Source organism: Sulfitobacter alexandrii, assembly GCF_001886735.1.
Taxonomy (GTDB): domain Bacteria; phylum Pseudomonadota; class Alphaproteobacteria; order Rhodobacterales; family Rhodobacteraceae; genus Sulfitobacter; species Sulfitobacter alexandrii.
Genome location: NZ_CP018081.1, coordinates 221,249 through 248,236, shown reverse-complemented (window position 1 = coordinate 248,236; position 26,988 = coordinate 221,249). Strand labels below are relative to the sequence as shown.

27 protein-coding genes, 1 pseudogene and 2 riboswitches are annotated in these 26,988 nt (G+C 64.2%); of the genes and pseudogenes, 19 read left to right on the top strand and 9 right to left on the bottom strand.

All coding sequences use genetic code 11. From position 1 onward, the window contains the following. Nucleotides 1-2 precede the first annotated feature (2 nt). The 9 genes from BOO69_RS22320 (at nt 3) to thiE (ending at nt 8,626) form a co-directional block, all read left to right on the top strand. Complete coding sequence (locus BOO69_RS22320; protein ID WP_071974386.1) at nt 3-1,274, top strand: LLM class flavin-dependent oxidoreductase; 1,272 nt, start codon at nt 3-5, stop codon at nt 1,272-1,274. 253 nt (nt 1,275-1,527) lie between these two features. Continuing rightward, nucleotides 1,528-2,406 (top strand): MBL fold metallo-hydrolase, encoded by an 879-nt coding sequence (locus BOO69_RS22315; RefSeq protein WP_071974385.1) that lies wholly within the window; start codon nt 1,528-1,530, stop codon nt 2,404-2,406. Nucleotides 2,407-2,459: 53 nt separating this feature from the next. Continuing rightward, nucleotides 2,460-3,197, top strand: coding sequence for an SDR family oxidoreductase (locus tag BOO69_RS22310; RefSeq protein ID WP_071974384.1), 738 nt, complete (start codon nt 2,460-2,462; stop codon nt 3,195-3,197). Between the two features lie 137 nt (nt 3,198-3,334). Further along, entirely contained in the window at nt 3,335-3,976 is a 642-nt protein-coding gene (gene ribB / locus BOO69_RS22305; protein ID WP_071974439.1) for a 3,4-dihydroxy-2-butanone-4-phosphate synthase, read from the top strand. Between the two features lie 60 nt (nt 3,977-4,036). Beyond that, nucleotides 4,037-4,804: an SDR family oxidoreductase gene (locus tag BOO69_RS22300; RefSeq protein WP_071974383.1), complete on the top strand. Its 768-nt coding sequence runs from the start codon at nt 4,037-4,039 to the stop codon at nt 4,802-4,804. Between the two features lie 25 nt (nt 4,805-4,829). Further along, nucleotides 4,830-5,102, top strand: coding sequence for a DUF1330 domain-containing protein (locus tag BOO69_RS22295; protein ID WP_071974382.1), 273 nt, complete (start codon nt 4,830-4,832; stop codon nt 5,100-5,102). A gap of 57 nt (nt 5,103-5,159) precedes the next feature. Continuing rightward, nucleotides 5,160-5,278: riboswitch (TPP riboswitch) on the top strand. A gap of 98 nt (nt 5,279-5,376) precedes the next feature. Next, nucleotides 5,377-7,191 (top strand): phosphomethylpyrimidine synthase ThiC, encoded by a 1,815-nt coding sequence (gene thiC / locus BOO69_RS22290; RefSeq protein WP_071974381.1) that lies wholly within the window; start codon nt 5,377-5,379, stop codon nt 7,189-7,191. Beyond that, nucleotides 7,188-7,991, top strand: a complete 804-nt coding sequence (thiM, locus tag BOO69_RS22285; RefSeq protein WP_071974380.1) for a hydroxyethylthiazole kinase — start codon at nt 7,188-7,190, stop codon at nt 7,989-7,991. Before thiC ends, thiM begins: the two co-directional genes overlap by 4 nt. Beyond that, nucleotides 7,988-8,626, top strand: a complete 639-nt coding sequence (gene thiE / locus BOO69_RS22280; protein WP_071974379.1) for a thiamine phosphate synthase — start codon at nt 7,988-7,990, stop codon at nt 8,624-8,626. The genes thiM and thiE overlap by 4 nt, the downstream gene beginning before the upstream one ends. Here the strand turns inward: thiE and thiD are convergent. Further along, complete coding sequence (thiD, locus tag BOO69_RS22275; protein WP_083545807.1) at nt 8,615-9,319, bottom strand: bifunctional hydroxymethylpyrimidine kinase/phosphomethylpyrimidine kinase; 705 nt, start codon at nt 9,317-9,319, stop codon at nt 8,615-8,617. The genes thiE and thiD overlap by 12 nt on opposite strands. 42 nt (nt 9,320-9,361) lie before the next feature. Between thiD and tnpA the strand changes: the two genes are divergently transcribed. Genes tnpA through tnpC form a run of 3 tightly spaced genes read left to right on the top strand, consistent with a single transcriptional unit; the run spans nt 9,362 to nt 11,727 of the window. Continuing rightward, the gene (gene tnpA, locus BOO69_RS23585; RefSeq protein ID WP_071974378.1) at nt 9,362-9,769 is read left to right on the top strand and encodes an IS66-like element accessory protein TnpA; all 408 of its coding nucleotides are present in this window, start codon (nt 9,362-9,364) and stop codon (nt 9,767-9,769) included. Beyond that, a complete protein-coding gene (gene tnpB / locus BOO69_RS22265; RefSeq protein WP_027264363.1) occupies nt 9,763-10,116 on the top strand; it encodes an IS66 family insertion sequence element accessory protein TnpB in 354 nt (117 codons plus the stop codon). The genes tnpA and tnpB overlap by 7 nt, the downstream gene beginning before the upstream one ends. A 54-nt stretch (nt 10,117-10,170) precedes the next feature. Continuing rightward, nucleotides 10,171-11,727: an IS66 family transposase gene (gene tnpC / locus BOO69_RS22260; RefSeq protein WP_071974377.1), complete on the top strand. Its 1,557-nt coding sequence runs from the start codon at nt 10,171-10,173 to the stop codon at nt 11,725-11,727. Nucleotides 11,728-11,758: 31 nt separating this feature from the next. On the opposite strand, the pseudogene BOO69_RS22255 reads toward tnpC, so the two are convergent. Next, a pseudogene (locus tag BOO69_RS22255) lies at nt 11,759-11,908 on the bottom strand (bifunctional hydroxymethylpyrimidine kinase/phosphomethylpyrimidine kinase); the annotation flags it as partial. After that, nucleotides 11,905-12,354, bottom strand: coding sequence for an NUDIX hydrolase (locus BOO69_RS22250; protein WP_071974376.1), 450 nt, complete (start codon nt 12,352-12,354; stop codon nt 11,905-11,907). The gene BOO69_RS22250 and the pseudogene BOO69_RS22255, both read right to left, overlap by 4 nt. Before the next feature lie 34 nt (nt 12,355-12,388). Then, a riboswitch (TPP riboswitch) is annotated at nt 12,389-12,505 on the bottom strand. 99 nt (nt 12,506-12,604) lie between these two features. Between BOO69_RS22250 and BOO69_RS22245 the strand changes: the two genes are divergently transcribed. Beyond that, nucleotides 12,605-13,756 carry an HPP family protein gene (locus tag BOO69_RS22245; RefSeq protein WP_071974375.1) on the top strand — a complete coding sequence of 384 codons (1,152 nt, stop codon included), beginning with the start codon at nt 12,605-12,607 and terminating at the stop codon, nt 13,754-13,756. A gap of 15 nt (nt 13,757-13,771) precedes the next feature. On the opposite strand, the gene panC is transcribed toward BOO69_RS22245, so the two are convergent. The 6 genes from panC to BOO69_RS22215 all read right to left on the bottom strand — a co-directional run bounded on the left by panC (nt 13,772) and on the right by BOO69_RS22215 (nt 20,086). Further along, nucleotides 13,772-14,659 (bottom strand): pantoate--beta-alanine ligase, encoded by an 888-nt coding sequence (gene panC, locus BOO69_RS22240; RefSeq protein WP_071974374.1) that lies wholly within the window; start codon nt 14,657-14,659, stop codon nt 13,772-13,774. Beyond that, nucleotides 14,656-15,483 carry a 3-methyl-2-oxobutanoate hydroxymethyltransferase gene (gene panB, locus BOO69_RS22235; RefSeq protein WP_071974373.1) on the bottom strand — a complete coding sequence of 276 codons (828 nt, stop codon included), beginning with the start codon at nt 15,481-15,483 and terminating at the stop codon, nt 14,656-14,658. Before panB ends, panC begins: the two co-directional genes overlap by 4 nt. Nucleotides 15,484-15,607: 124 nt before the next feature. Next, on the bottom strand, nt 15,608-16,468 hold the full coding sequence (gene nadC, locus BOO69_RS22230; RefSeq protein ID WP_071974372.1) for a carboxylating nicotinate-nucleotide diphosphorylase: 861 nt from the start codon (nt 16,466-16,468) through the stop codon (nt 15,608-15,610). Further along, on the bottom strand, nt 16,465-18,048 hold the full coding sequence (locus BOO69_RS22225) for an L-aspartate oxidase (protein ID WP_071974371.1): 1,584 nt from the start codon (nt 18,046-18,048) through the stop codon (nt 16,465-16,467). The genes nadC and BOO69_RS22225 overlap by 4 nt, the downstream gene beginning before the upstream one ends. 4 nt (nt 18,049-18,052) lie before the next feature. Further along, the gene (gene nadA, locus BOO69_RS22220; protein WP_071974370.1) at nt 18,053-19,105 is read right to left on the bottom strand and encodes a quinolinate synthase NadA; all 1,053 of its coding nucleotides are present in this window, start codon (nt 19,103-19,105) and stop codon (nt 18,053-18,055) included. Nucleotides 19,106-19,768: 663 nt separating this feature from the next. Further along, a complete protein-coding gene (locus BOO69_RS22215; RefSeq protein WP_028288509.1) occupies nt 19,769-20,086 on the bottom strand; it encodes a Dabb family protein in 318 nt (105 codons plus the stop codon). A 427-nt stretch (nt 20,087-20,513) separates the two neighbouring features. Here BOO69_RS22215 and BOO69_RS22210 point away from each other — a divergent pair, with 427 nt between their 5' ends. From BOO69_RS22210 to BOO69_RS22185, 6 genes are all read left to right on the top strand, one after another. Beyond that, nucleotides 20,514-21,437 carry an ArdC family protein gene (locus BOO69_RS22210; protein ID WP_048534124.1) on the top strand — a complete coding sequence of 308 codons (924 nt, stop codon included), beginning with the start codon at nt 20,514-20,516 and terminating at the stop codon, nt 21,435-21,437. A 90-nt stretch (nt 21,438-21,527) separates the two neighbouring features. Continuing rightward, nucleotides 21,528-21,917, top strand: a complete 390-nt coding sequence (locus BOO69_RS22205; RefSeq protein ID WP_028288511.1) for a DUF3768 domain-containing protein — start codon at nt 21,528-21,530, stop codon at nt 21,915-21,917. Between the two features lie 210 nt (nt 21,918-22,127). Further along, complete coding sequence (locus tag BOO69_RS22200; RefSeq protein WP_071972316.1) at nt 22,128-23,159, top strand: IS110 family RNA-guided transposase; 1,032 nt, start codon at nt 22,128-22,130, stop codon at nt 23,157-23,159. 464 nt (nt 23,160-23,623) lie between these two features. Next, on the top strand, nt 23,624-25,582 hold the full coding sequence (locus BOO69_RS22195; protein WP_071974369.1) for a ParB/RepB/Spo0J family partition protein: 1,959 nt from the start codon (nt 23,624-23,626) through the stop codon (nt 25,580-25,582). 70 nt (nt 25,583-25,652) lie between these two features. Next, a complete protein-coding gene (locus BOO69_RS22190; RefSeq protein ID WP_048534128.1) occupies nt 25,653-26,246 on the top strand; it encodes a hypothetical protein in 594 nt (197 codons plus the stop codon). Next, nucleotides 26,246-26,902: a DUF6927 domain-containing protein gene (locus tag BOO69_RS22185; protein WP_048534129.1), complete on the top strand. Its 657-nt coding sequence runs from the start codon at nt 26,246-26,248 to the stop codon at nt 26,900-26,902. The genes BOO69_RS22190 and BOO69_RS22185 overlap by 1 nt, the downstream gene beginning before the upstream one ends. Nucleotides 26,903-26,988 lie beyond the last annotated feature (86 nt).

The following is a 26,988-nucleotide window of genomic DNA, read 5'->3' as shown; positions in this document are numbered from 1 at the left end:
ACATGCGATTTGGAGCGTTTCTGCTACCGGCTGCGGCCGCGAAACACGATGAGTTACAATCAGAGCAGTACCCAGGAGCCAACCCGACTTACTACCAGCGGTCGCTGAACGAACACGCCCGCGTGATCAAGCAGCTCGAAGACCTCGGCTTTGACTTCGTCGCCTTTTCGGAGCACCATTTTCATCTGGAAGGCTTGGAGATTTCAAACAATCCGATCCTGCTGGGTTCCTGGGCCGCCGGCTTCACCAAACGCATCCGCATCGGCCAGATGGCCACCGTGCTTCCGGCGCGCAATCCGATCCTCGTGGCCGAGGATTTGGCGATGCTGGATCATTTCTCCGAAGGCCGCATGTTCACCGGCTTTGCGCGGGGCTATCAGGCACGTCACGTCACTACGATCGGCCAGAAGAACGGCGCCGTGGCGACCTTTGCGACCGATCCCGACTACGCCACCAACGATGCGCGCAATCGGGAACTCTTCCAGGAATCCTATGACGTGATCAAAGGACTCCTGAACAACAGGACCTTCTCGTATCAAGGCAAGCATTGGCAGATTCCGCCCGAAAACGTGAAGTGGGATCACCCGAAGACCAAAAAAATGGCGCCGGACATGGTTGATGGCGATATCCTGAAAAAGATCGGCATCGCGCCGAACACCCTTCAGGATCCCTCGACAATCGAAATGATGGTGCCCTTCACGCTCAGCCCCAACACCATGAAATGGGCGGCGCAGGAAGGGGCCTGGCCGATCGTCTTCACGCCCATCGACGAGACCCTGCGGATGTGCCTCGATGCCTACCATTCCGAGGCAGTGGGCCGCGACCCCAACGTCAAATGGGGTCAGAACGTGGGTCACTTTCGCGACATCGTTGTCGCCGATACCGACGAAGAGGCCTTCAATATCGGCAAGGACGCGCTTGGCTATATCTGGACCGGCTGGCACGATCACTTTGGCTTCAACGAGGCGCTGCGGCGCCCGGGCGAAGAGGGGCCGATCCCCAACACCTATGAATCGATGGTGGATCGCGGCTTCGCGATTGCCGGCTCGGTAGATACCGTGGCCGCCAAGATGGAGAAGATGATCGAGACCTACGGCATGGAAATGATCGTGCCCTGGATCGGCGTTGGACCGGGCCCGGTCGACAAACTGCTGCGTTCGAACGAGTTGCTGGTAGAGAAAGTTCTGCCGAAGCTCGGCATCAAGCTGGAACAGCGCAAGCCGACCTTCCGCAAAGAACTGCGCGAGGGCACTTGGCGCGATCAGCCGCTCTGATACCCTCCGGCTTCAGGCAATGAAAAAAGTCCCTCGCGCCACTGCGATGAGCGGCGCAGGGGCGCGAGGAGATCGGATGCTGACTCCCGTCAGGTATTTCATGGGTATATTCGGACCCGATGGCGATGCAGAATAGTGCTTCAGCCGTATCATAACGGTCTTGAACCGGACGGCCGAATTGTCCTGATCGCGCGGACGCGGGGGCTTGGCGTCTTCGCAAACTAATAAGAGACACAACGCGGAGGAGACGCAAATGACTGACGACCAATCGATCCGGCAAGCGCCGGGCATTTACCGCAGGCGCGTGGGCGACTTTGTGGTCACGGCGATCAACGACGGTATCGTTCCGGTGCCGGCCGAGGTAATGGTCGGCATGGCGCCCGACGAGGTGAAGAAAACCCTGGAAGGCCGCTTTCGCCCCGGCGATCCGCATATTACCATCGGTGCCTATCTGATTGAGAAGGGCGGTTCGCGCACGTTGGTGGACACCGGTGCACGCAATCTGATGGGACCGACGCTCGGAAAGGTGGTGGACAATCTGGCGGTGGTTGGGGTGACACCTGACCAGATCGACCGCATTGCCTTGACCCATATCCACGCTGACCATGCCGGCGGTATGCTGGACGACGACGGGGCTGCGATCTTCCCGCGGGCCGAAGTCTTTCTGTCGGTAGACGAAGAGAAACATTGGCTTGGGGGTGAGCCGCCGACCGACGAAGTGGGCGTATCCGAACAGGTCAACTCCTACGCGCCACAGCTGCGCAAGGCCTATGGCGACCGCTGGCACGCAATCGGCGAGGAAGAGATCATTCCCGGCATGCGCCGCGAAGCCTTGCCGGGCCACACCCCTGGCCACAGCGGTTATCACCTGTCCAGCGGTGACGAAGAACTGCTGATCTGGGGTGATATTACCCACGTGCCGGTGGTGCAGATTGCCCGTCCCGACGTCGGTCTGGCTTTTGACGTGGACGTCGACCTTGCCCGCAAAACGCGGCATCGTATCCTGGATCGTATTTCTGCGGACCGTCTGGCCATCGGCGGGATGCACCTGGAGTTCCCGGGCTTTGGTCATGTGGTGCGCAATGGATCGGGGTACGAATACGTGCCAGATTTGTGGATGCCCGACATCTGAGAAAACATGTGACCGGCGCGGCTGGTGTTGCCGCGCCAACCAAGGAGGCGGCGATGCAGGGCGATGTAACCAATGGCGGGGAAACGCAGCGGGCCAAGGTCGCCGTGGTGACGGCGGCGAGCTCGGGCATCGGGCTGGGCGCGGCCCGCGCATTGGCGGCGCGCGGCTGGTCACTCGTGCTGATGTCGCGTTCGGAAAAGATCGAAGCCGCGGCCGCGGAACTGGGCGCAACGGCCCTGCGCGGAGACGTGACCAACGATGACGACATCGCCCGGCTCATTTCGACCGCGATGGATCTTCACGGACGGATTGATGGCGCCGTCATCAATACCGGCCATCCGCCCAAGGGAGAAATCCTGGAGCTCACCGACGACGACTGGCACACTGCGATGGAAATCATCCTGATGCCGACGGTCCGCGCGATGCGGCACCTGGCCCCGATTTTTGCGCGGCAAAAGTCGGGAGCGGCGGTATCGGTCTCGACCTATGCCGCACGTGAACCGGAACTGACCTATCCGTTATCGGCGGTCTTCCGGGCCGCGTTGTCAGGCTTTCTCAAGCTCTGCGTCGCCCGCCACGGCGGCGAAGGCTGGCGGATCAATGCCGTGCTGCCCGGCTTCGTCGACAATTATCCCAGCAAACCCGAGGCGCTGGCGAAGATCCCGATGGGGCGATATGCGGCAGTCGAATATGAAATGGGTGCGACGATTGCCTTCCTGCTTTCCGAGGACTCCGGATACATCACCGGCCAGGGCCTGCTTGTGGATGGCGGGCTAGTCCGGGCGATCTAAAGGGAAGGAAAGCGAATGACCCAAATCGCAGGAAAGACGATCCAAAGCTACTGTACTGGAACTGCCGAGGTAACCCAATGAACACGATGGCGAATGTAGTCAGCCTGAATCTGCTGGAAGGCGAGATCGTTTCGCCGATTGTGCTGGATAGGGTGGAGGATGCGATCACCGCGATTGCGCGCGGCGAGATGGTGATCGTCGTTGATGACGCTGACCGCGAGAACGAGGGCGATCTGATCATGGCCGCTGACGCGGTCACCCCTGCCGACATCAACTTCATGGCGACCGAGGGGCGGGGGCTGATTTGTGTGTCACTGTCCGCCGAGCGCCTGGAGCAGTTGGACCTGCCGCAGATGGTGGGGAACAACACCGAGTTTCTCAGCACCGGGTTCACAATCACCTGTGATCTGCGCGAAGGGACAACCACGGGAATTTCGGCGTCTGACCGGGCAAAAACCATCCGTGCGCTGACCGACGCCAACCGCGTGCCGGGCGATTTCAACCGTCCCGGCCATGTCTTTCCGCTGCGCGCACACCCCGAAGGGGTGCTTGGACGTCCCGGACACACCGAGGCATCGCTGGACCTGTCGCGTTTGGCTGGGCGCTACTCCGGCGGCGTGCTCTGCGAGATTGCGCTGGCCGACGGCGAAATGGCTCGACTCCCCGACCTGGCGGCCTTTTCCCGCCGTTATGGGCTCAAGTTGATCTCGATTGAGGATCTTATCGCTTGGCGCCGGGTGAACGACAGGGAATCCGAAATCGGAAACACACCGTCCTGACCTGGCGGGACTGTGTGCACGGCCTGAGGCCCTGAGCCAGCCACGAACTGAGGATTTGATATGAGCAGAAATCAGGTTTGCGTTGTTGTCGGCGCCCGTTCCGGGCTGGGATTCGCCGTGGCCGAGGAAATGGCAAAACGCGGGTATGATCTGGTGCTTTCATCGCGCAATCCCAAAGAGGCCGCCGATACGCTGCGCGCTCGCCATGACGTGCGGATCGAAATTGTGCCCGGCAGTGTTGCCGAACCCGCGGTCGCGGCTGCATTGGCAGAAACCGCCAGCGGTCTGGGCGGGGCCAGTGCCTTGCTGCTCAACCACGGCGGACCGCCGGTCAAGCCGTTGATGGCCATCACGGATGAGGATTGGTCACAATCGGTCGAAATCATGGTGAATGGCCCTTTGCGTGTGCTGCGGGCGTTGGTGCCGCAAATGCAGGAAGCCGAAAGCGGACGGGTTGTGGCGGTGTCGTCTTTTACCGTCAAGTCGCCCTATGCCGGTATTGGCCTGTCAAACAGTCTCCGCGCCGCGCTGGTCAATGCGCTCAAGACGGCGGCACTTGAACTCGGGCCGGAAGGGATCATGCTCAACGCCCTGGCGCCGGGATATGTTGAAACAGGCCGTATTCGCGAGTGGAACGACTCCTACGCGAAGCAGCGCAATATCGGTGTCGATGACGTGCGCGCGCAGACCTTGGCGACGGTTCCATTGCGCCGGTATGGAACGCCCGAAGGCTACGCGCGGATGGCCGCGTTTTTGTTGTCGGACGACAACGACTATATTTCTGGTCAGCAGATCCTGTATGATGGGGCGCTGGTGACCGCGAACTAGACAACAAAAACACGGAGAAGGCGAAATGCCGGCACTGGTTCTTGCAAGAGTGAAGATAAGTGACGCCGAAGCCTACAAGGAATACGCAGCCCGTTCCAGTCCGGCGGTGCAGGCCTTCGGGGGCCGGTTCGTTGTTCGGGGGGCAACGCCAGAAAAGTTGGAAGGCGAGGATGACAGTCTGCGCACCGTCGTCGTGGAATTCCCCGATATCGAAACCGCCCGGGCGTGGCACAAGTCTGAGCAATATACCGAGGCGCGCGGATTCCGGACAGTCTCAAATCACCCGCCCGAGTGGTAACGATAATGGCCCCTCTTATCATGCGTTGACATTTGCGCGCGCCCAGAACAGCCTGCGGGCACTCACCCGGGGGGTCTCGACAAGAGGCTGAGATACTGCTGGCACCCGTGCAGCGCAGTGACCCGATGAACCTGATCCAGTTCACACTGGCGTAGGGATGGTGCACTGGCCGCGCGGGCCCCGACCACTTTCGTGGAGGGCTATTCCCACACCGGCAATCCCATTCGACGCGGAACTGGGTCTCCAACGCTTTGAGCTATGGAGGCTCCGACCGATGAAAGATCTCACCCCAACCGTCACCACGGGCCCGCTGCCCGCGTCGCGCCGCGTCTGGCACGCGGGCACCCGTCACCCCGATATCCGCGTGCCCATGCGCGAGATCGAGCTGCACCCCACGGCCGGGGAACCGCCCGTCACCGTCTATGACAGCTCGGGCCCCTATACGGACCCGGAGGCGACGGTCGCCATCGACCGGGGCCTGCCGCGCCTGCGCGAGGGCTGGATCGCGGCCCGTGGCGATACCGAAACCTACGACGGGCGCCATGTGCAGCCGGCTGACAACGGCTTTGCCGAAGGCGCGCGACTGACGCCGGAGTTTCCCGTTCGCAACGCGCCCCGTCGCGCCACGCAAGGTCGGGCGGTGACCCAGATGGCCTATGCCCGCGCGGGCATCGTCACGCCCGAGATGGAATTCGTCGCGATCCGCGAAAACCTCGGGCGCAAGGCGCAGGCAGAGGCCCATGCACAGACATTGGCGCGCGACGGCGAAAGTTTCGGTGCGGAAATTCCGGATTTCATCACGCCGGAATTCGTGCGTGACGAGATCGCCAAGGGCCGCGCGATCATCCCCGCGAACATCAACCATCCCGAGGCCGAGCCGATGGCGATCGGGCGGAACTTCCTCGTCAAGATCAACGCCAATATCGGCAACTCGGCGGTGACCTCCTCGATGGCCGAGGAAGTGGAAAAGATGGTCTGGGCGACCAGATGGGGCGCCGACACGGTCATGGACCTGTCGACGGGGCGCAACATCCACAACATCCGCGACTGGATCCTGCGAAACTCGCCGGTCCCGATCGGCACGGTGCCGCTGTACCAGGCGCTGGAAAAGGTCGGCGGCATCGCCGAGGACCTGAGCTGGGAGGTCTTTCGCGACACCCTGATCGAACAGGCCGAGCAGGGGGTGGATTACTTCACCATACATGCAGGTGTGCGGCTGCACATGATCCCGATGACGGTGAACCGGGTGACGGGGATCGTGTCGCGCGGGGGCTCGATCATGGCAAAGTGGTGCCTGCACCATAACCGCCAAAGTTTTCTGTACGAGCATTTCGACGAGATCTGCGAGATCGCGCGCGCCTATGACGTGTCCTTCTCGCTCGGTGACGGGCTGCGCCCCGGTTCCATCGCGGATGCCAATGACGAGGCGCAATTTGCCGAGCTTGAGACCCTCGGAGAGCTGACGCAGATCGCCTGGGCGCGGGATTGCCAGGTGATGATCGAGGGGCCGGGCCATGTGCCCATGCACAAGATCAAGGCCAACATGGACAAGCAGTTGCAGGTCTGCGGCGAGGCGCCGTTCTATACGCTCGGGCCGCTCACAACGGACATTGCGCCGGGATACGATCATATCACCAGCGGCATTGGCGCGGCGATGATCGGCTGGTTCGGCACGGCGATGCTTTGCTACGTGACGCCGAAGGAACACCTGGGCCTGCCAGACCGCGACGACGTGAAGGTGGGCGTCATCACCTACAAGATCGCGGCCCATGCGGCGGACCTCGCCAAAGGCCATCCGGCGGCACAGATCCGCGACGATGCGCTGAGCCGCGCACGGTTCGAATTCAGGTGGGAGGACCAGTTCAACCTCTCGCTCGATCCCGAAACCGCTCGGTCGATGCATGACGAGACCCTGCCGAAGGAGGCCCATAAGGTCGCGCATTTCTGTTCGATGTGCGGACCGAAATTCTGCTCGATGAGGATTTCCCACGACATCCGCGCCGAGGCGCAGAAGGACGGCATGGCCCGCATGGCCGAGAAGTTCCGCCAAGGCGGAGACCTGTATATCCCGCTGGAGGACAAGGCATGAGCCAGGCACCGGACACCCTTCTGACCGCGCTGCGCGCCACGCCGCCGCTGGTGCAGTGCATAACCAACTACGTCGCCATGAACATCGCCGCCAACGTGATGCTGGCGGCGGGGGCCAGCCCCGCCATGGTTTTCGACGTCGAGGAGGCCGAGGAATTCGCCGGGATTGCCGGAGCCGTGACGGTGAATATCGGCACCCTGTCGCCGCCCTTCGTCGCCGGAATGCACGCTGCAATCCGGGGCGCGCGAGGTGCGTGGCGGCCCTGGGTGCTGGATCCGGTGGCCTGCCAGGCGACGGCCTATCGCCGCGAGGTTGTGCAGGCGCTGGTGGCCGAACGCCCGACGATCATCCGGGGCAATGCCTCGGAAATCCTGTCGCTGGCCGGAGAGGCAAGCAAGGGGCAGGGCGTCGACGGGCGTGATCCAGTCGCGGCGGCGGAAGAGGGGGCGCGTCGGCTGGCGCGCAGCAGCGGTGCCGTGGTCGCCGTGACGGGCGAGGTCGATTATGTCACCGACGGCACCCGCGCAGTGCGGGTCGAGGGTGGTTCGCCTTTCATGCCGATGAACACCGCCCTGGGCTGTTCGCTGACCTGCCTTTGCGGGGCCTATGCTGCGGTGGCCGAAGACGCCTTCGACGCCGCCGTCGCTGCGCTTGCGCATTTCGCCGTTGCGGGGGCGAAGGCGGATGAGGGCGCCTCGGGGCCGGGCAGCTTTGCGCCCCGGTTCCTCGATGCGCTGGCGGCGGTCACCCCGGCGGACCTGTCGAGGGCGGCGATTTACGACGCGGCGGTTCCCGCGTGAGGCGCTGCCCTGACCTCTCGCTTTACCTCGTGCTTGATCCCGGCCTGTGCGCCGGGGTCGGCTTGGTCGAAACCGCCCGCGCTGCCGTCGCGGGCGGGGCGACGGTTGTGCAACTGCGCGACAAGGCGGCAGGCACCGCGCGGATGATCGAGACTGGCCGGGCACTGAAGGCGGCGCTGGCCGGAACCGGCGTGGTGCTGATCGTGAACGACGACGTGGAGGCCGCCGTTGCGATTGGTGCGGACGGGCTGCACATCGGGCAGGGCGACATGGCCGTGACCGAGGCCCGCGCCCGGATCGGTCCGGCGATGGTGCTGGGCCTGTCGGTCGAGACACCCGCGCTGGCCGCCGCCGTCGATCCGGCGCTGGTCGACTACATCGGTGCGGGGCCGGTCTTTGCCACGCCTTCCAAGCTGGATCACAAGGCGCCTGTGGGTTTCGAAGGGCTGGCGGCGCAGGTTGCTGCCAGCCCGGTGCCCGCCGTGGCGATCGGCGGGCTGAAGGCCGAGCACGTGGCGCAGGTCCTGAAGGCCGGCGCGCAGGGCGTCGCCGTGGTTTCCGCCATCTGCGGCCAGCCCGACCCCGAGGCCGCCGCCCGCGCCCTCAGGGACAGGATCGACGCGCTAACCGTCTGACGCCCAGAGCGCGTGGAAATGATGCACCGGCCCGTGCCCGTGGCCCACGTCCAGCGCATCGCTTTGGGCCAGCGCCGCATGCAGGTAGGCCTTGGCGCGGGTCACGGCCTCGGCCATGTCGTGATGCGGCAGGAGCGCGGAAATGGCCGAGGACAAGGTGCAGCCCGTGCCGTGATCGTTGGTCGTGGTGATGCGGGGCGCGCGCAGGGTCTGGATACCCTCGGGACCGGCCAGCAGGTCGGTGCTGTGCGCGCCCTCCAGATGCCCGCCTTTAAGCAGGACGTACTCGGAGCCGAGAGACAGGAGTTCGGGCAGGGCGGCGGTCATGGTCGCGGCGGTCCAGTCGTCGGGACGGTTCAGCAGGACGGCGGCCTCGGGCAGGTTCGGCGTGATGACCGTGGCCAGAGGCACCAGCGCCTCGCGCAGCGCCGAAACCGCTTCGGGATCCAGCAGCGCGTGACCGCTTTTCGCCACCATCACCGGGTCCAGCACGATGTTGCGCGCCGCGTGATGGCGCAGCCGGTCGGACACCGCGCGGGCGATCCCGGCGTTGGCGATCATGCCGATCTTCACCGCGTCGATGCGCACGTCCTCGAGCACAGAGTCGATCTGGTTGGCGACGAAATCTGGGTCAAGCGCCTGGAAGGACCGTAAGCGGCGGCTGCACCCCACGTTGTAGATGAGCTCCGGCACTGCGAGGTGATACCCATCTCATGATGTGGAGTGCGTTTCGCAATGTGCGCGACAAATTCGTTTCTCAGATCTCTGGGCGTCGAGATCTACGGGTCAGGTCATCGGCGCTGGCCGGACGACGTGAAGGCTCGTGCTGTGGCAGAGACCCTGGAGCCGGGTGCGACTGTGAATGCGGTTGCCGGTCAGTATGGCATCCGCCCGAACCAGCTCTCGGCTTGGCGGCGTCTGGCAAAGCAGGGGCAGCTGGTTCTCCCTCCGGCGGAGCTCGGAGAGCCGGCCTTCGCGCCTCTGGTCATTTGCGATCCGACGGAGACGCCCGAGCCTTCCGACGCGAAGCCCCAGCAGGTGATCCGGATCGTCAAGGGAACGACCCGGATAGAGCTGTCGCCCGACACGTCGGCAGATCGGATCGCCGCGATCGTGCGTGCTCTGGAAGCGCCCACATGCTGATGCCGTCCCAAGGGGTCCGCATCCTGGTGGCGACGAAGCCGGTAGACTTCCGCAAGGGGCATGATGGACTGGCAGCCTTGGTGCAGTCGACCTTGACCGAAGATCCGTTCACCGGGACGGTCTTTATCTTTCGGGCGAAGCGCGCAGACCGGATGAAGATCCTGTTCTGGGACGGCAGCGGTCTCGTCATGGCCTACAAACGGCTGGAGGAGAGCACCTTCACCTGGCCCGCGATCCGGGATGGTGCGATGACCCTGAATCGCGCCCAGTTCGAGGCGCTGTTCGCCGGGCTGGACTGGCGGCGGGTGCGGTCTCTGGAGACGCGCGCCCCCGCTGTGGCAGAGTGACTCAGGGCGGGGAAAGCCGGTCTGACGAACGCAGGAGCGGGGTATGATCCCCCCATGTCCAGCGCCCTATCCCTCGACCTGTCGGCCATTCCGGAAGACCAGCGTGACGCTGTTCTGGCCGTCCTGCGCGAGCGTGATGCACTCAGGGAAGCCAACAAGCGCCTCGAGCACCTCGTCGCCGAACTGAACCAGGTCGTGCATGGCAAAAGGTCCGAGAAACTGAGTGAGGACGAGCGGCAGCTGGCCTTCGAAGATCTGGAAACTGCCGTCGTCGAGGCAGAGGCCCAGCAGGATGAAGACGCCACGGCCTCGTCCGGTCCGCGGCGATCCAAGGTCGCCCGCCGCAATCGGGGCAATCTGCCTGAGAGCCTCCCCCGGATCGAGCAGATGATCGAGCCGGCCAGCCTGGAGTGTCCCTGCGGCTGCGGCACGATGCACCGGATCGGCGAGGACCGCAGCGAGCGGCTGGACATCGTGCCGGCCCAGCTCCGCGTCATCGTGACGGTTCGACCCAAGTATGCCTGCCGTGCCTACGCCGAAGGGGTCACCCAGGCGCCAGCCCCTGCCTTCCTGATCGAGGGCGGGCTGCCGACCGAGGGCGCCATTGCGTATGTGCTCGTCGCCAAGTTCGCCGACCATTTGCCTCTCTATCGCCAGAGCCAGATCCTCGCGCGTTCCGGGATCGACCTTCGGCGCAGCACGCCCGCCGATTGGGTCGGCACCGCGGCCTTCCACCTTGCCCCGGTGGTCGACCGGCTCGCCGAGCACCTGAAGGGCTCGGGCAAACTCTTCATGGACGAAACGACGGCGCCGGTTCTGGAGCCCGGGCGAGGCAGGACGAAGACTGGCTTCCTCTGGGCGCTGGCCCGAGATGATCGGGGCTGGGGCGGCGATGACCCGCCCGGCGTGGTCTTCACTTACCGCCCGAGCCGCGCCGGCGTGAACGCGGAGCAGATCCTGCAGGGCTTCGACGGCATCCTGCAGCTGGACGGCTATCCCGGCTACGATCGGCTGACGCGCCCCTCGCGCAAGGGCGGCGCGCCGATCACGGTTGCGCACTGCTGGGCACATGCCCGCCGGAAGCTGAAGGAAGTCTTCGACCGTGATGGATCGGAGATCGCCGCCGAGGGGCTGCGCCGGATCGCCGAGTTCTACCGGATCGAAACCGAGATCCGCGGCATGGGACCGGGACAGCGCCTGTCGGCGAGACAGACACGCACCGCGCCGCTGGTGGCCGAGTTCGGCGAATGGTTGCAACTCCAGCGCCGCCGGGTCTCCGCCAAGTCCCGCCTCGGAGAGAAACTCGCCTACATCCACCGGCAGTGGGACGGGCTGCAGACCTTCCTGCAGGACGGCCGCGTCGAGATCGACTCCAATGCCGTGGAGAACCTCATCAGGCCGATCGCCCTGACACGGAAGAACGCACTCTTTGCTGGGCACGATGAAGGCGGACGCACCTGGGGGCGCATCGCCTCGCTCATCGCCACGGCAAAGATCAACGGGATCGAGCCCTTCGCCTACCTCAAGGCGACGCTCGAGGCGATCGCGGCAGGCCATCCTGCGCACCGGATCGACGAGCTGCTACCCTGGAACTTCAAGCCGTCCAGCTGAACTCCGGTGGGGCGTAGACGCCGCTTACGAAGGACCGAACGCCGCAGGTGTTTTGCGCCACCACGGCCGTGACGACCGAACAGGCATAGGCGCCAAGCGCCGACATGGTCTTGATGTCGGCCTGGATGCCGGCGCCGCCGGACGGGTCCGTGCCCGCAATGGTCAGGACGTTGGCGATCATGTCGGTGCCCCCGCCATCAGGGCTGCGGCCTGGTCCGCAACTGCGCCGACATCGCGGCTGAGCGCGAGGCTGCCATCCGTCAGCGCGGCAAGGTCGATCCAGCGCGCCTCGAGCGCGTCATCTGCGGCAACCGGAACCCCGGCGATCCAGCGGAACAGAACGGCGATCAGGATGAAATGGCGGCGCAAGGTGCCGGTGCCGTCGTGATCAAAGGCGTCGAGCGCCGTGATCACCCGCAGCGGGTCTGCGGAAACGCCGGTCTCCTCGGCCAGTTCGCGGATGGCTGCGTCGAACAGGGGTTCGCCCTGGTCAATCTTGCCGCCGGGAAATCCCCAAAGGCCCGCATCGGGCGGATTGGCGCGACGCACGAGAAGGACCTGGGTGTCGCGCACGACTACGGCGATGGCCGCCGGGATCGGGCGCGGGTCTGTCGGTTGATATGGCAAGGCGGCCTCGTCATTCTGAGGCCGGCAAGGGCAAGAGAGCGCTGCGATCCTGTCCCTTCGCCGGCATGATCCGGATCAGGTTCAAAGGGTCACCGCGCTGCAATCGCCAGCGATATCTCAGCCCCTTGTCGGGACACCCCTAGGTGAGCGGCAGCTTATCAGGCTGAGCGCCCGGTTCAATGCCGTGCGGATGTGCTTGCGACTGCCGTCGCTTGCTGAAACTTTAGGCAAAACAGACAAGGCAGCAGTCATGGAGTCCCTGTTCCGTTCGCTTGGCCCGGTTATTGGCCGCCCCTCGCCAGCCGGAGCCCTTCGCGCCGGGATCGGCGCCCTGATCGGGCTTGGGGTGACGGGCGCATTCCTGTTGTCGCCCGTGGTCGACCTGACGCTTGGCCTTTACCTGATTGCCCCGTTCGGTGCGACGTCGGTCCTGCTGTTCGCAGTGCCCAACAGCCCGTTGGCGCAGCCGTGGTCGGCGGTGGTGGGCAACACTCTCGCGGCACTGGTCGGTGTGGTGGTCTGTTCCGTGGTCGCTGACCCTGTCCTGCGGATCGCCCTTGCGGTCGGGCTGACGATTACGGTCGGCATCCTGTGTCGCGCGATCCATCCCCCGGCGGGTGCGGTCGCCATGACAGCGACGATGAGCCCGGAGGCGGTCGAGCGACTTGGACTCTGGTTCGCGATCGCGCCCGTCGCCACGGGCACCCTCGCGCTGTTCGTCTGTGCTGCGATCTACGCCCGGCTCACGGGGCGCAGATATCCATTCCGCCAGTTCGATGAGCCAAGTCGCCACCGCACCGAAGATCCCGATCCCGCCAAGCGCATCGGGCTGTCCCGAGAAGAACTGACGGAGCTTCTGGATCGCTATCGCCAGTCGTTCAACTCGGGTGTCGAGGATCTGGCGCGATTGATCGGCGCGGCCGAGTTGCAGGCCGCCGCGCACCGGACAGGTCCGCTTCTGGCGACCGACGTCATGTCGCGTGATCTGGTGACCATTGGCCCGGACACTCCGCTGTCAAAGATTGCGGACCTGTTCAGACATCATCGCTTTACCTCGCTTCCGGTGACCGGGGTCGAGGGGCGTTATCTTGGCGTGATCTTCCAGATGCACCTGATCGACCGAGCGCGCGAGGATGCGCTTCGGCTCGACCGTGGATATCTCGCGGCGTTTCGGCGCCTGATCGACCAGGGTCGCACGCAGCCGGTCCGAGCCAAGGACATCATGAGCGTCGCCGGGCCTCGGGCGGTACCGGCGACTCCGGTCGGGGTGCTCCTGCCGATGATGGCCGATGGTGATGTCGATGCGGTGCCGGTCCTTGAAAAGGGCCGGATCGTCGGCATCGTCACCAGGACGGATCTGATCGCCGCCCTCGCGCGGTCCGGGCTGCGGGCACAGGGCTGAGAGGCGGCGGCCCGGTCAGGCCGGTTCGAGCGGGTGATCTTCGGGAGTCGGGACGCTTGCGAGACCCGCGACAGGGACATTGTCGATCAGGCGCACGCCATCGAGCCAGGCGGCCAGGAAAAGGCGACCGGGGCGGTCTGCCCTGGTCATCAGCTTGAGGTCGGGATCGCTGCGCAACTCCAGGTAGTCGATCGTGTCGAACCCGGCAGAGAGCAGCGCCGCCCTGGCGTTATCGAGGGCCTGCGCAACTTGTCCGCCGCGGGAGATGACACGCGCGGCGTCGTCCAGGACCTGGGCGATCACCGGCGCAATTTCGCGTGGCCCGGGCCCGAGCCGGAGGTTGCGCGACGACATGGCGAGGCCGTCTTCCTCGCGGATGGTCGGACAGCCGACAATCTCGGTCTTCAGGTCCAGATCCTCGGCCAGGCGGGTCACCACCTGCAGCTGCTGGTAATCCTTTTCCCCGAAATATGCCCGGTCGGCATCGCACTGCAGGAAAAGCTTGGTCACCACCGTGGCCACGCCGTCGAAATGCCCCGGCCGCGCCCCGCCGCACAGGCCCGCGCTGACACCGGTCACCGAAATCGTCGTGGCAAAGCCGTCGGGATACATCTGCGGGCCGTCGGGCACATAGAGGACATCCGCGCCATAGGGCGTCAGCTTTTCGGCATCGCTGTCCTCGGTCCTGGGGTATTTGGCCAGATCCTCGGGGTTGTTGAACTGCTTGGGGTTCACGAACAGTGTCACGATCACCCGGTCATTCTCGTCGCAGGCGCGGTCGACCAGGCTCAGATGACCGGCATGCAGCGCGCCCATGGTCGGCACCACACCGATGCTGTCCCCGGCGCGACGCCAGCTTTGCGTGAGGGCGCGCAGCTCGGCCTTGGTGCGGATTATCTTCATGTGCCTGGTTCCTCCTGGGAAAAGACATGTTCGGGGGCGGGGAAGCTGCGGGCGCGGACCTCTTCCGCGTAGGTGCGGATGGCGGTACGCGCCTCGCTGGCCAGGTCGCCATAGCGTTTCACGAACTTCGGCTTGAAGGCGTCGAAAAGGCCCAGCATGTCGTCGATCACCAGGATCTGCCCGTCACAGCCCGCGGACGCCCCGATGCCGACCGTGGGAATGTCGATACCCGCGGTGATCTGATCCGCCAGAGCGGCGGGCACCTTTTCCAGCACGACCGAGAAGGCCCCGGCGCGGGTCACCGCACGGGCGTCTTCCAGGATCCGGTCCGCATCTGCGCCGCGCCCCTGCACCTTGTAGCCGCCAAGCGCGTTTACTGCCTGCGGCGTCAGGCCGATATGGGCCATGACGGGGATGCCGCGATCGACGATAAAGCGGATCGTGTCCTCCATATGCGCGCCGCCTTCCAGCTTGACTGCGCCGGCACCGGTTTCCGCCATCAAGTGGGCGGCATTGCGAAAGGCTTGGGCCGGGCTTTCCTCATAGCTGCCGAAGGGCATGTCGACGACCATCAGCGCGCGGCTGAGGCCACGGGCGACGGCGCGGCCGTGCAGCACCATCATCTCCATCGTCACGCCGAGGGTCGAGGGCAGCCCGTGCAGCACCATGCCGACGCTGTCACCGACCAGAACCAGATCGCAGTCCGCGTCCGCCAGCTGTGCCACGGGGGTCGTATAGGCGGTCAGGCAGACCAGCGGATCGGCCCCCTTGCGCGCACGGATGTCGGACGCGGTGAGGCTGCGTTGCGGGGCGGATTGGCTCATGTCGGTCCTCCTCAGACAGGCTTCCGTGGGGTTACCCGGTTCGACATTATTTCGCAAGTGCAGCGTAATATTATTGCGATTCAATATAAGAAAAAGCCATATATGTGCGTGATGGGTTGTGGACTCAGAAGTCCAGTCCCAAGTCCAGCACCTGCGCCGAATGGGTCAGCGCACCGGATGAAATATAGTCCACGCCCGTCGCCGCGACCTCGGCGATGCGGTCCAGCTTCATGTTGCCCGAGGCCTCCAGCACCACCTGACGGGCGGTCATGTCCACCGCCTTCGCCAGCATTGACGTGTCCATGTTGTCCAGCAGAACAACGTCTGCGCCACCCTCGTCCAGGACCTCGGCCAGCTGGTCCAGGCGGTCGACCTCGATCTCGCAGCGGATCATGTGGGATGCCCGCGCCTTGACCGATTGCAGCACGGGGCGGATGCCACCGGCGGCCGCGATGTGGTTGTCCTTGATCAGGATCGCGTCGGACAGGCCGAAGCGATGGTTGAACCCGCCGCCATGCAGAACGGCCTGTTTTTCCACGATACGCAGGCCGGGGGTCGTCTTTCGGGTGCAGGTCACGCGGGCGTCGGTGCCGCGCGTTTCGGCCACGAAGGCGGCGGTCAGCGTGGCGATGCCGGACATGCGCCCGGCAAAGTTCAGCGCGACCCGTTCGCCCGACAGGATCGAACCCGCGTCGCCCGTGATCTCCATCAGCAGGTCGCCCGGCGCGATCACGTCGCCATCGACCTTGTGCGTGGTGATCTGCAGCGCGGGATCGACCAGCCGGAACGCAAGCGCGGCCATTTGCAGACCCGAAACCACGCCCGGTTCGCGGGCATTCAGCCGCGCGGCATAGGTGGTGCCGGCAGGAATGACGGTGCGGGTGGTGATGTCGCCGTAGGTGCCCAGATCCTCGATCAGCGCGGCGCGGACCAGCGGTTCAAGGATCAGGTCGGGCAGGGGGGGCATTGTTGCGCTCTGGTTCATGCCGGTTCCTTTCGGGTCATGGTCGCGCGGATCGCCAACGCGTCGGTCAGGGTCATCAGCGACCGTATGCCGGTTGCGCCATCGGGGTGGGGAAAGTCCGACCGGAAATGCGCGCCCCGGCTTTCGCGGCGCAACAGCGCGGCGGCGGCGATCAGGGTGGCGGTGGCGGTCATGTTGGCCAGCGTCTCGCACCCGGGTTGGGCGGCTTCGATCGCGGCGATGTCGGTCAGCGTGCGGGTCAGCCCGCCGGCCGTGCGGATCACGCCGGCACCATCGGTCATCGCCTGCCGCAGCCGGGTGACCAGCGCAGGGTCGGGCGTTTCGGCGGCGGGAAGATCGGGCAGGGTGACGGGCGCGGCCGCCCTGGGCGCGGGCAGGGCGGCGTCGATCGCCAGCGCACAGCGGCGGCCATAGACCAGCGCCTCAAGCAGCCCGTTCGAGGCCAGACGGTTCGCGCCATGCAACCCGGTCGAGGCGACCTCTCCACAGGCCCAGAGGCCGGGCAGGGTGCTGGCCCCGTCGGCATCCGTCGCCACGCCGCCCATGTGGTAATGCGCGGCGGCGGCCACGGGGATCACCTGCGTCACCGGGTCCAGCCCGGCCTGCTGGCAGGCGGCGGCGACGGCGGGGAAATCTGTCAGGATCTTCGCGCCCAATGCCGCGCGGGTGTCCAGCGCGGGGGCCAGCCCGTCCTGTGTCTGGGCATAGACGGCGCGGGCCACGATGTCGCGCGGGGCCAGTTCGGCATCCGGATGCGCCTCCACCATGAAGCGGTCGCCGTGGCGGTTGACCAGAACGGCCCCTTCGCCGCGCAGTGCCTCGGTCGCCAGGGGGGCGGGATCAAGGCCGCAGGCCATGGCCGTCGGGTGGAACTGCACGAATTCCGCATCGGCGATCTGTGCACCGGCGCGGGCGGCCATGCCGATCACCTGACCCCGGATGCGCGGCGGGTTGGTGGTAAGGGCATAAAGCCCGCCCGAACCGCCCCCCGCCAGCAGCACGGCGGTGCCGCGCAGGGTGACGCTGGCGCTTTGCCCCTGATCGCAGCGGACGACGGCTACGCCGGTGACGCGGCCGCCCGATACCTCAAGCGCCGTGGCCATGACGCCTTCGAGCACCTGGATATGGTCCGCCTCGCGCACTTGGACGGTCAGGGCGCGCATGATTTCCGCCCCGGCCTGATCGCCCTGCACCCGCACGACGCGGGCGAAGCTATGCGCCGCCTCGCGCGACAGAACATAGGATCCGTCGGCGGTGCGGTCGAAGGGCGTGCCCAGCCCGGTCAGGTCAAGGATGTGATCGCGCGCCTCGGCGGTGACGGAAGAGGCCACGCCTGGATCGACGGTACCCGCGCCGGCGGTGACGGTATCGCGGGCATGGGCATCGGCGCTGTCCGCCGGGTCCATCGCTGCCGCCACGCCACCCTGCGCCCAGGCCGAGGACGCGCCCGTCCCCAAAGCCTCGGGAGAGATCATCAGCACGGGACGCGGGGCCAGTTTCAGCGCCGCATATTGCGCCGCCAGTCCCGCGCCGACGATGATCACGCGGCCCGTTTCGATCGGCGTTTCGATCGGGGTCATCGCCCTAGCCGGCCATTTTTGCGGACAGATCGATCATGCGCTGAACGGCAACGCGGGCCTTGTCGGCGATCTCCGGGTCGACCTCGACCGCGCCTTCCATCGTGTGCAGCGACCACAGCACCTTTTCCAGCGTGATTTTCTTCATGTAGGGGCACATGTTGCAGGGCCCGACGAAATCCACATCCGGCAGCGCGTCCGAGATGTTGGAGGCCATCGAACATTCCGTCACAAGCATCGCCTTTTCCGGCCGCTGCTGCGTCACATAGTCGATGATCCCGCTGGTCGAGCCGGAGAAATCGGCCTCGGCCACGACATCCGGCGGGCATTCGGGATGCGCGATGATCCGCGTGCCCGGGTTCCATTCGCGAAAGTCCTTCAGGTCCTGCGCGGTGTATTGTTCGTGCACGATGCAGGCACCGTCCCACCACACGATGTTCTTCTCGGGCACCAGGTTGGCGATGTTCTGCGCCAGGTACTTGTCCGGCGTCATGATGACGGTGTCCGCGTCCAGCCCGCGCACGATCTGCACCGCGTTGGAGGACGTGCAGCAGATGTCGGATGCCGCCTTCACCTCGGCCGTGGTGTTCACATAAGTGACCACCGGCGCGCCGGGATACTTGGCGCGCATTTCGGCGATGCCTTCGGCGGTGATGCTTTCGGCCAGGGAACAGCCGGCCTCTATGTCGGGGATCAGCACCGTCTTGGAGGGATTCAGGATCTTCGAGGTCTCGGCCATGAAATGCACGCCGCACTGGACGATGACGTCTGCCTTTACCTTGGTCGCCTCGATCGCCAGCTGAAGGCTGTCGCCAACCACGTCCGCGATGCCGTGGTAGATCTCGGGCGTCATGTAGTTATGCGCCAGGATAACCGCGTTGCGTTCCTTTTTCAGCTTGTTGATCGCCGCGACATAGGGCGCGTAGATCGCCCAGTCTGGGGGCGTCACGACACGGTCCATCCGGGCGAAAATGTCAGCATTTGCCTGGGCGATGTCGGTGGAGGGAGAGAGATCGTAGTGATCGGCGAGTTCGGCGCGCAGCGCGATCTGGTCGAGCAAGAGCGGAGTTCCTGAGGTTATTTCGGGCCGCCGCGGAGGGCGCGACCGCACGCGGGTGGTGTCGGCTGGGAGGTGTTTACGGGTCGACTTACCTAAGGGCAAGTGTGCGGGGTGTCTTATTTGAATGACGCACGCTAACATGTGCCGAAAGCCACCGTCATACGATTATGGGCTCAGACGTCGGTGCGCAGGCAAGACTTTGGATCCGGTCCAGAGGCGAAGCGGGCTTTCAGCAGGCATTCGTCGTATTCCGAGCGAACCTCGGAATCGAACAGGATGCCGCCTCACACTTTGAAAATGGCCTCATCGCCCTTTTGGAAGGCGAGGTTGCGGACGGATGGAGACATTGCCGCGCACCAGGCCAGAAGGATCTATGAATTCGATGGCCCCGCAGTCGATGTCACGCGGACGTCCCTCCAGCGCGCAGGGACTGTATTGCGCGGATCAAGGCCACAGCCTGTCTCGTAGCTCACGTAGCCCGCGCACCATTGGCCCGCGGTCCGCACGCGTTCCATGCGGTCCAAGGCCCGTGGCATCTCGTCAACATGGTCGGCGTAGATAAACTCGCGAGGTGCGGTGAACCGCATCTCGGTGCCTGCCCAATCGTCGCGCAGCAGGAGGCGGTGAGCGTCCGATTTGGCCTCTACTGGTACCCTCGAGGGGTCAGGCCTCTTCATCGGCCGTTACGAAGGCCTGAGAGGTGTCGTAGTCCACCGCGAAGCGCATCTCGCGGAGGGGTTTCACGCGCCGGATGGATTCGGCGTAGATCTCGTGCGCCTTGTAGGCGGCCAGCGCCGCGTCATCCACGAACTCTCCGTAGACGACAACATCGACTTCCTTGCTGGCCGGATCCGTCTTTCGGTTCAGAGCGATCTCGAGGTGCTTCGCATGGGGAATCCGCGTCAGGATCTGCAATCCCTTCCGAACCGCGTCGAGGTTGCCGTCGATTGGGACAGTGAAGAATACTACATGGCGGATCATTGAAATACTCCGGGAGTTTAAGGGTGGGAAGCGGTTCCGGGCCGCACGCGAGATAGCACGCGCCCCGCGCGTCTGCCCTTCTAAGGTTTCGGCCCGACACCGCAACCCGATCTGCCCGCCATCAGCAGGTTTTGCCCTGAGACACCGCCGAAGTGTGCGGGAAGCGCTTACGTCGCACTGAAAGGCTTCCTGTTGGTGCATCAGGACGGGTTCCTGGCGGGCGGTCCGCGTTCTGACGGTCGATCCAACCACGGGATGACCGGGTTCCGGAAAGTCAAAGCAGGCCTTGAGAAAGTCGGATCCGGAGGTGGAGTGATGGGTCTGGCGGGAATGCGGACAGCACCCGTACCCCCGCGCGGCGTCGCTCACCACCCTTGTCCGATCCGCGCGCGGCTGCCGCGCGCTCCCCAAACATCGGAGATATTTCATGTCCAAGTCTAGCAAACGCAAGTTCGACGCTGCAGCGTCGATCACCAACGAACTCATCGACATCATTGACCGGGGCGTGCTGCCCTGGCGCAAGCCATGGACGGTCGGCGGCAGTTCCGTGCCGCTCCGCCTGAACGGCGAACCCTACCAGGGCGTCAATAACTTCCTGTTGACTATGCGCACCATGATGGCCGGATACGCCTCGCCTTACTGGATGACGTTGAGGCAGGCGAACGAGCTCGATGCGAAAGTCATCAAGGGCTCGAAATCGTCGGTGGTCGTCTACTACGGGACGGCCGAGCGCGAGCAGGCCGAAAGCGCCCACGGCGACCAGGCGGAAACCGAAGATCCCAAAACCATCCCCTTCATGAAATCCTACCGCGTCTTCAACGCCGATCAGATCGAGGGGTTGGACCCTCGCTTCCATCCCGCTGCGGCCGAACCGGAAGTTCATCCCGAACGCGCACCGATCCCGCATATGCAGAGCTTCTTCGAGGCAATCGGTGCCAATGTCAGCTTCTCTGGTCGGGAAGCATGTTACGTCCCGAATCTCGACAAGATTTACATGCCCCCGATCGAGCTCTTCGAGAACCCGCGGAATTTCTACGCCGTCTGGGGTCATGAGCTGGGCCACTGGACGAAACCCCGGCATCGGTTAAACCGCAGCTATGGCGATGCGCGGTTCGGCAACACCGCCTACGCACGGGAAGAGATTGTGGCCGAGCTCTGCACGGTGTTCTTGGGTCAGAAGCTGGGGTTCTCCGCGCATACGCTGGAGCTGAACGCGGCCTATCTCGACAACTGGGTCCGCGTGCTCCGGTCTGACAAGCGGGCGATCTTCAAACATGCGGCGGACGCGCAGCGTGCCTGTGACTATCTCGTCGCCGCGTCGGAGGCGGGGCAGGGGGAACAGGCCGCTTGAGGCCGGGGCTGTCCGGGCTGGTAGGGCGTGGTGAAAGGAAAAACTGGCTTTGGGTTTGGTGGTTTCAACCCATCCCGAAAGGACAGACCCATGAGCCATCCTGAACCCGCAGACTATTCGCGTCCGAACGCGGCTGTCATCGCATCCCAGAACGACGCTTTCCGCAGGTTTGCCTGCCTTGGCATCACCCCGGATCAGCAGATCCAGGGCCGCCTCGTCGTGACCCAGTCCCTGATCGAGGCAGGCGATGGCTTCGTCACAGAGGCCGTCCAGGCCACCGGTGCGTTCGATACATTCGAGCCGGACAATGATCCGGAAGGCTGGCACGACTTCGGGGCCGTGACGATCCGGGGCGAAACCGTATTCTGGAAGCTGGATCACTACGAGGCCAGCTCTGACTTCCGCTATGGCGCCGAGGCACCCGACAATCCCGAGACGACCATGCGCGTGCTGACCGTCATGATGGCGCGCGACTGGTAGGGCGGGCCGCACCCCAACCTTCCATCACCGACAGGCCCGCTGACCCTCCGAAAGGGAAAGATGCCGTAATGGGGCTGTCGGCGAATCGAACACGTTTCGCTTGTCTGTCAGGATGACTTGAAGTGCCGTTGCCCTTGATGCGCCTGCAGCGCGTCTACGAGGTCGTATGTCTCCATGCGCCTCAATTCCTGAGAATAGAAGGGCAACGACATGAATGTATTTATCGGATTGGACGTTTCACTGGCAAGCACTGCGATTTGTGTGCTGGGACCGCAGGGTAAAGTTGTTAAAGAATTCCAAGCGGCCAGCGAGCCTGAAGCCTTGGTGCTTGCAATCGGCTCGCTGCCGTACACGATTGATGCCATCGGGCTTGAAGCCGGACCGCTTTCCCAATGGCTGAGCAAAGGGATCGAAGACGCCGGATTTGACGTGATCCTGATGGAAACGCGGTTGGTAAAAGCCGCCTTGAAAGCAATGCCGATCAAGACCGACAGGCGCGATGCCCAGGGGATTGCTCGATTATTGCAAATGGGTTGGTACCGGCCGGTGCACCGCAAATCTGTGTCCTCCCAGGAAATCCGCGCTCTGCTGACGGCGCGAAAGTCTCTTCAGCAGGCGATCATCAACATCGAACTCTCAATGAGAGGTGTTCTCAGGAACTTTGGCCTGAAGCTCGGACACGTCACCCGAATCAGATACGATGACCGGGTGAGAGAACTGGTTGCCGAGAACAAAATCCTGTCCGCCTCGGCGTCGACGCTTCTGCGTGCACGGGAGCAATTGCGGGCCGAGCTGGCGGCGTTGGACACGATGATCACTGGGTTGGCAAAGCACGACGATGTATGCCGCCTGATGACGACGATGCCGGGTGTCGGCCCAATCGTTGCTCTGACCGTAAGATCCGCGATCGATGACCCGACCCGCTTCGCGCGATCGAAAGACGTCGGTCCGTGGGCGGGTTTGACGCCGAGGCGCACTCAATCGGGGGAAATGGATATCGTCGGACAGATCACCAAAACCGGCGATCGCGGCCTACGCACGGCTCTGTATCAGGCGGCGATGATCCTGATGCATCGAGGCGCTCCGAACTGGCTCCAGGCCTGGGGACGTAGAGTGGCACACAGGCGCGGATCGAAGAGAGCCCTGATTGCTCTCGCTCGACGAATTGGAGTTGTATTGCACCGCATGTGGATCGACGGAACGCCGTTTCGCTACACGCAGAGCTCCGGCGCAATAGCCTGAGCGAGACGTTCCAAGGCTTTTCGAGACGGAGGTATGAGCTGCACCTGACTACAGGTACGTCGAGGTCCCTTGCCGGGACGAGGTTCCTGGAGATGCCGCAGGCCCGCTGGTTATCAGCTAGCGCTGAATACGCGGGAAAGATGGGCACCCAGGGAGCAGAATTGAACCAGGCATAGAGTGGCGGCCGATGGCTGACTACGGACGGAAGAGCGAAGCCCGGACAGGGGGTACCCTTAAGTACTGACGTGCGGTTGCAGTGAAAAAGAAAAAGTAGGCTTTTGAATCTGTGTCTTACAACCGGTGAAGAATGAGTTCTTCGCCGGAGTTCTTGACTTGCCCGATACCCTTGACAGAGGCCCGCCCCATTACGGAAGTGGGCCTCTTGTCCTGTTGGTTCCCGGATCCGGGGATTGGTTGCGCGAAGACCCGCGCGGCCCTCTCAAACACGTCGAGAAGGACATGTCATGACTCACACATTCAAAACTACCACCGTCGCCATCGGCGACCTCTGCCCGCATCCCGCGAACGTACGGACCAATTCCCCCGAGACCTATGCCTCGGAGAATATCGCGCATCTCAAGGCCAGCATCGCCGTTCTGGGCCTTCTTCAGCCGCTGCTCGTTCAGAAGATCGGTGGCAAGTTCGGGGTGCTCGCCGGTGGCCGGCGCCATGCGGCGCTTCTGGAGCTGGTCGCCGACAAAACCGCCAAAGGGTTCACGAACCGCACCAAGATCGACTGCCGTTTGGTCCCTGACGATTGCGATGTGACCACCGCGCTGTCGCTCGCCGAGAACATCACCCAGGCGCCGATGAACGCCATCGACGAGTTCGAGGCCTTCGCGCGGATGATGGAGGTCGACGGCCAGACTCCCGAGACGATTGCCAAGACCTTCGGCACAACCGTCGCCGCCGTCAAAGGCAGGCTGCGCTACGGGCTCATCCATCCCGACATCCGTGCCGCGGCCCGCGCCAAATCGATCACCCTCGACACGATGAAAGCCTTCGCCGATCACCCGAGCCAGGAGGTGCAACGCGAGGTCTTCGAGGCGCTCACCAGGGAGGACAACTATGTCCAGGCCCATACCGTCCGCAACGCGCTGAAGTCCCGCGGTGTGCAGGTCAGCGACGATATCGGCGCCTTCGTGCGGAAGGACTACGAGGCGCGTGGCGGCGCCATCGCGGCCGATCTCCTGGACGAGCATTCCGTGCTGGAGGATTCCGCGCTGGTCGAAACGATCCTGCTCGAAAAACTCGCCGCCGCCGCCGAAGAGGCGCGGGCAGAGATCGGCTTTGCCTGGGCCGATGCGGTCATCCAGTACGACTATGCCGCCATGGCGGACTATGGCCGTGTCTATCCGGGTCCAGTCGAGCCCGATGAGAAGGGCCAGAAGCGTGTCGATGAGATTGCCGCCGAACTCGAGAAACTCGAACACGAGATGGAGAACGAAGAGCTCGAGGAAGAGGCGTACAATGAACTCTACGAACGCGTGGACGCGCTGGAAGCTGAGGCGCGGGACCTACAGGAGGCCTATGGCACCGAGGATCTTTCGCGCTCCGGCGTGATCGCCTCCTGGTCGCATGGCAAGATCTCCCTGCATGTCGGGATGGTGCGCCCTGAAGACAAGGCGGAGCGGTCTGGCAAAGGCACCGGCGCACCGAGCGACAGGGGCGCCGTAGACGGCGATCAGATCACCTATCCCGCCTCGCTCACCGAGGACCTGAAGACCGAGCGGGCGATGGCGCTCGGCGCGGCCATGGCGATGCATCCAGAGGCGACGCTCGACCTCACGCTCTTCAAATTGGTCACGGATGTGCTGACCAGCGGTTTGGGCGTCACCCAAGCGATCAAGGTCGATGCGCGCCAGGAGTATCGTACCCACGCCAAGATGGACGAGATCGACGGCACCTCGCTTGAACAGGTGGCCGAGGCCCATGACGCACTCGACCTCTCCTGGGCCGATGACGCGAAATCCCCTGCAGACCAGTTCGCGCTCTTCCGGGCGCTCGATGCGGGCGAGAAGGCCAAACTCGTGGCCTATGCCACGGCGGCAACCACACAATCCTGCTTCTCACGGGACCGGCAGCGGGATAGCTTGATGCATGACTTCGAAGTCGAGATCATGTCGGACATCCGAGCGCATTGGACACCGAATGCGGCGCTCTTCAATCGCTTCAAGAAGGCCTGGCTTCTGAAGATCCTCGGTGAGGAACTGGGGCTCGCGCAGGAGGCGGTGACATTGGCCTCCTCGACCAAGAAGCAAGTCGTCGAATTCTGCGACAAGCTCTTCGCCGAGCCCTTCGCCACGCTGACGGATGCACAGCGGGCGGCGGTCGCGGCCTGGTGCCCGCCGATGATGCAGACGGCAGGTGTCGAGCCAGCCGAGAAACCCGAAGACGAAACCGAAGTCGCAGAAGCGGCCTGACCCTACAGGCGGCCCGCTCCGAAACGTAGGCGCGGGTCGCACCCCTCCCTCCATCTTACAGGTAAAACCCATGGCACTTCTTAGCTTCACCGCGGCGAGCGTCGCGGCGCAGATCGCGCATGCGCGCGGCTGCTCCACCTTCCTTCCCAACTGGAACGGGCCGGTGGGCAAACCCGCCCTGATCCTGATCGTCGGCAATGGCGTCCATCTGCGCTCGAACGGCATCGATGGCACGACGACGCGGATCGTCACCACCGAACGCGCCGATCCCACCCATGCCTTCGCCGAGGGCATCAACCCGTTCCGCGATCCGGGCTGGATGGCGGCGCGGCAGGCGGCGTTCCGCGATCTGACCGGCCAGTTCTACACCGACATTCTCGATGATGTGCAAATGCTCATCGACCGTGGTCATGACACGATTCGGCTGGCGACCGATGGCCACACGATCCGCGTCTTCCTGCGTCGCGCCGCCGACTATCTGATCGGCGGGACCTACGACGTGCCCTCCGGTCTCGGCGGGACGTTCCGGGTGATCCTGAAGGACGCCACCGACACCCACGCCCTCGTGCAGAATAGCGGCAATTGCGAGGATTTCGACGAGATGCTGCCTTACCGCGTGCCGCTCGATGCGCTCATCGAAATCGATGACCGGAGGGCGGCATAGTGGGTTGGCTCTTCTACACCGACCGCCGCGTCAAAACCTACGCGGACGAGAAGGCAGAAATCGCCCGGCTTTGCACGTTCGAAACGGATACGCGCAAGACAGTGCTGCTCAAGGCCTCCAAACTCGGGTCGACCTGGTATGCAGCTTTGAGGCTCACCAACATCGATGGCGCGCCGGTTGAAGACAGAACCTACGTGACCGATGCCGACGGGTCGATCACCTTCGGCGCCGTGTTCCTCACCCGCTATGACGAGGGCTGCTGGGGCTACAAGGACATGGAGGAGAGCGCCGGGCCCGTGGAGTCGCGCGCGCCGCTCAGCCTTCTGGCATTGCTCTCCGAGTTGAAGGATCCCGACAGCTATGCCCATGCCTGGCGTCAGCGCTGCCGCGACTGGGCGGCGATCCCGGACTACGACGAGGGTGACAAGATCAAACTGGCCGCACCGGTAACGCTGACCGATGGCAGCACCTGCCAGATCGTGACCGCCACCCATTACCGGCGCGGAGGGCAAAAGCGTCGCTGCTACCGCATCGAGGAGACAGGCGGCCTCGTGCGCCTGTCGAAAGCCTCGCTCGCCGGGTCCGAGCTCCTCGGCTCGGCGAAGAGTGAGGCGAGTCCGGTTCTGGCCGAGTTTTTCGCCGGGAACGATTCCTGACCGCCGGCAACATCGCTATCTGTTCAGCCTTGAGCCGCCTCCGCGCGTTTGAAAGCGCTGAGGCGGCTTTCTGTCCTGTCGGACCC

Coding starts and splice junctions, on each gene's coding strand:
- tnpB (WP_027264363.1), top strand. CDS start 9,763: ATGCTGATGCCGTCCCAAGGGGTCCGCATCCTGGTGGCGACGAAGCCG.
- panB (WP_071974373.1), bottom strand. CDS start 15,483: ATGAGCCAATCCGCCCCGCAACGCAGCCTCACCGCGTCCGACATCCGT.
- BOO69_RS22195 (WP_071974369.1), top strand. CDS start 23,624: ATGACTCACACATTCAAAACTACCACCGTCGCCATCGGCGACCTCTGC.
- BOO69_RS22310 (WP_071974384.1), top strand. CDS start 2,460: ATGCAGGGCGATGTAACCAATGGCGGGGAAACGCAGCGGGCCAAGGTC.
- BOO69_RS22295 (WP_071974382.1), top strand. CDS start 4,830: ATGCCGGCACTGGTTCTTGCAAGAGTGAAGATAAGTGACGCCGAAGCC.
- thiM (WP_071974380.1), top strand. CDS start 7,188: ATGAGCCAGGCACCGGACACCCTTCTGACCGCGCTGCGCGCCACGCCG.
- thiC (WP_071974381.1), top strand. CDS start 5,377: ATGAAAGATCTCACCCCAACCGTCACCACGGGCCCGCTGCCCGCGTCG.
- BOO69_RS22200 (WP_071972316.1), top strand. CDS start 22,128: ATGAATGTATTTATCGGATTGGACGTTTCACTGGCAAGCACTGCGATT.
- BOO69_RS22320 (WP_071974386.1), top strand. CDS start 3: ATGCGATTTGGAGCGTTTCTGCTACCGGCTGCGGCCGCGAAACACGAT.
- BOO69_RS22225 (WP_071974371.1), bottom strand. CDS start 18,048: ATGACCCCGATCGAAACGCCGATCGAAACGGGCCGCGTGATCATCGTC.
- BOO69_RS22300 (WP_071974383.1), top strand. CDS start 4,037: ATGAGCAGAAATCAGGTTTGCGTTGTTGTCGGCGCCCGTTCCGGGCTG.
- tnpA (WP_071974378.1), top strand. CDS start 9,362: ATGTGCGCGACAAATTCGTTTCTCAGATCTCTGGGCGTCGAGATCTAC.
- BOO69_RS22190 (WP_048534128.1), top strand. CDS start 25,653: ATGGCACTTCTTAGCTTCACCGCGGCGAGCGTCGCGGCGCAGATCGCG.
- tnpC (WP_071974377.1), top strand. CDS start 10,171: ATGTCCAGCGCCCTATCCCTCGACCTGTCGGCCATTCCGGAAGACCAG.
- nadC (WP_071974372.1), bottom strand. CDS start 16,468: ATGAACCAGAGCGCAACAATGCCCCCCCTGCCCGACCTGATCCTTGAA.
- BOO69_RS22215 (WP_028288509.1), bottom strand. CDS start 20,086: ATGATCCGCCATGTAGTATTCTTCACTGTCCCAATCGACGGCAACCTC.
- panC (WP_071974374.1), bottom strand. CDS start 14,659: ATGAAGATAATCCGCACCAAGGCCGAGCTGCGCGCCCTCACGCAAAGC.
- BOO69_RS22315 (WP_071974385.1), top strand. CDS start 1,528: ATGACTGACGACCAATCGATCCGGCAAGCGCCGGGCATTTACCGCAGG.
- BOO69_RS22210 (WP_048534124.1), top strand. CDS start 20,514: ATGTCCAAGTCTAGCAAACGCAAGTTCGACGCTGCAGCGTCGATCACC.
- BOO69_RS22205 (WP_028288511.1), top strand. CDS start 21,528: ATGAGCCATCCTGAACCCGCAGACTATTCGCGTCCGAACGCGGCTGTC.
- BOO69_RS22245 (WP_071974375.1), top strand. CDS start 12,605: ATGGAGTCCCTGTTCCGTTCGCTTGGCCCGGTTATTGGCCGCCCCTCG.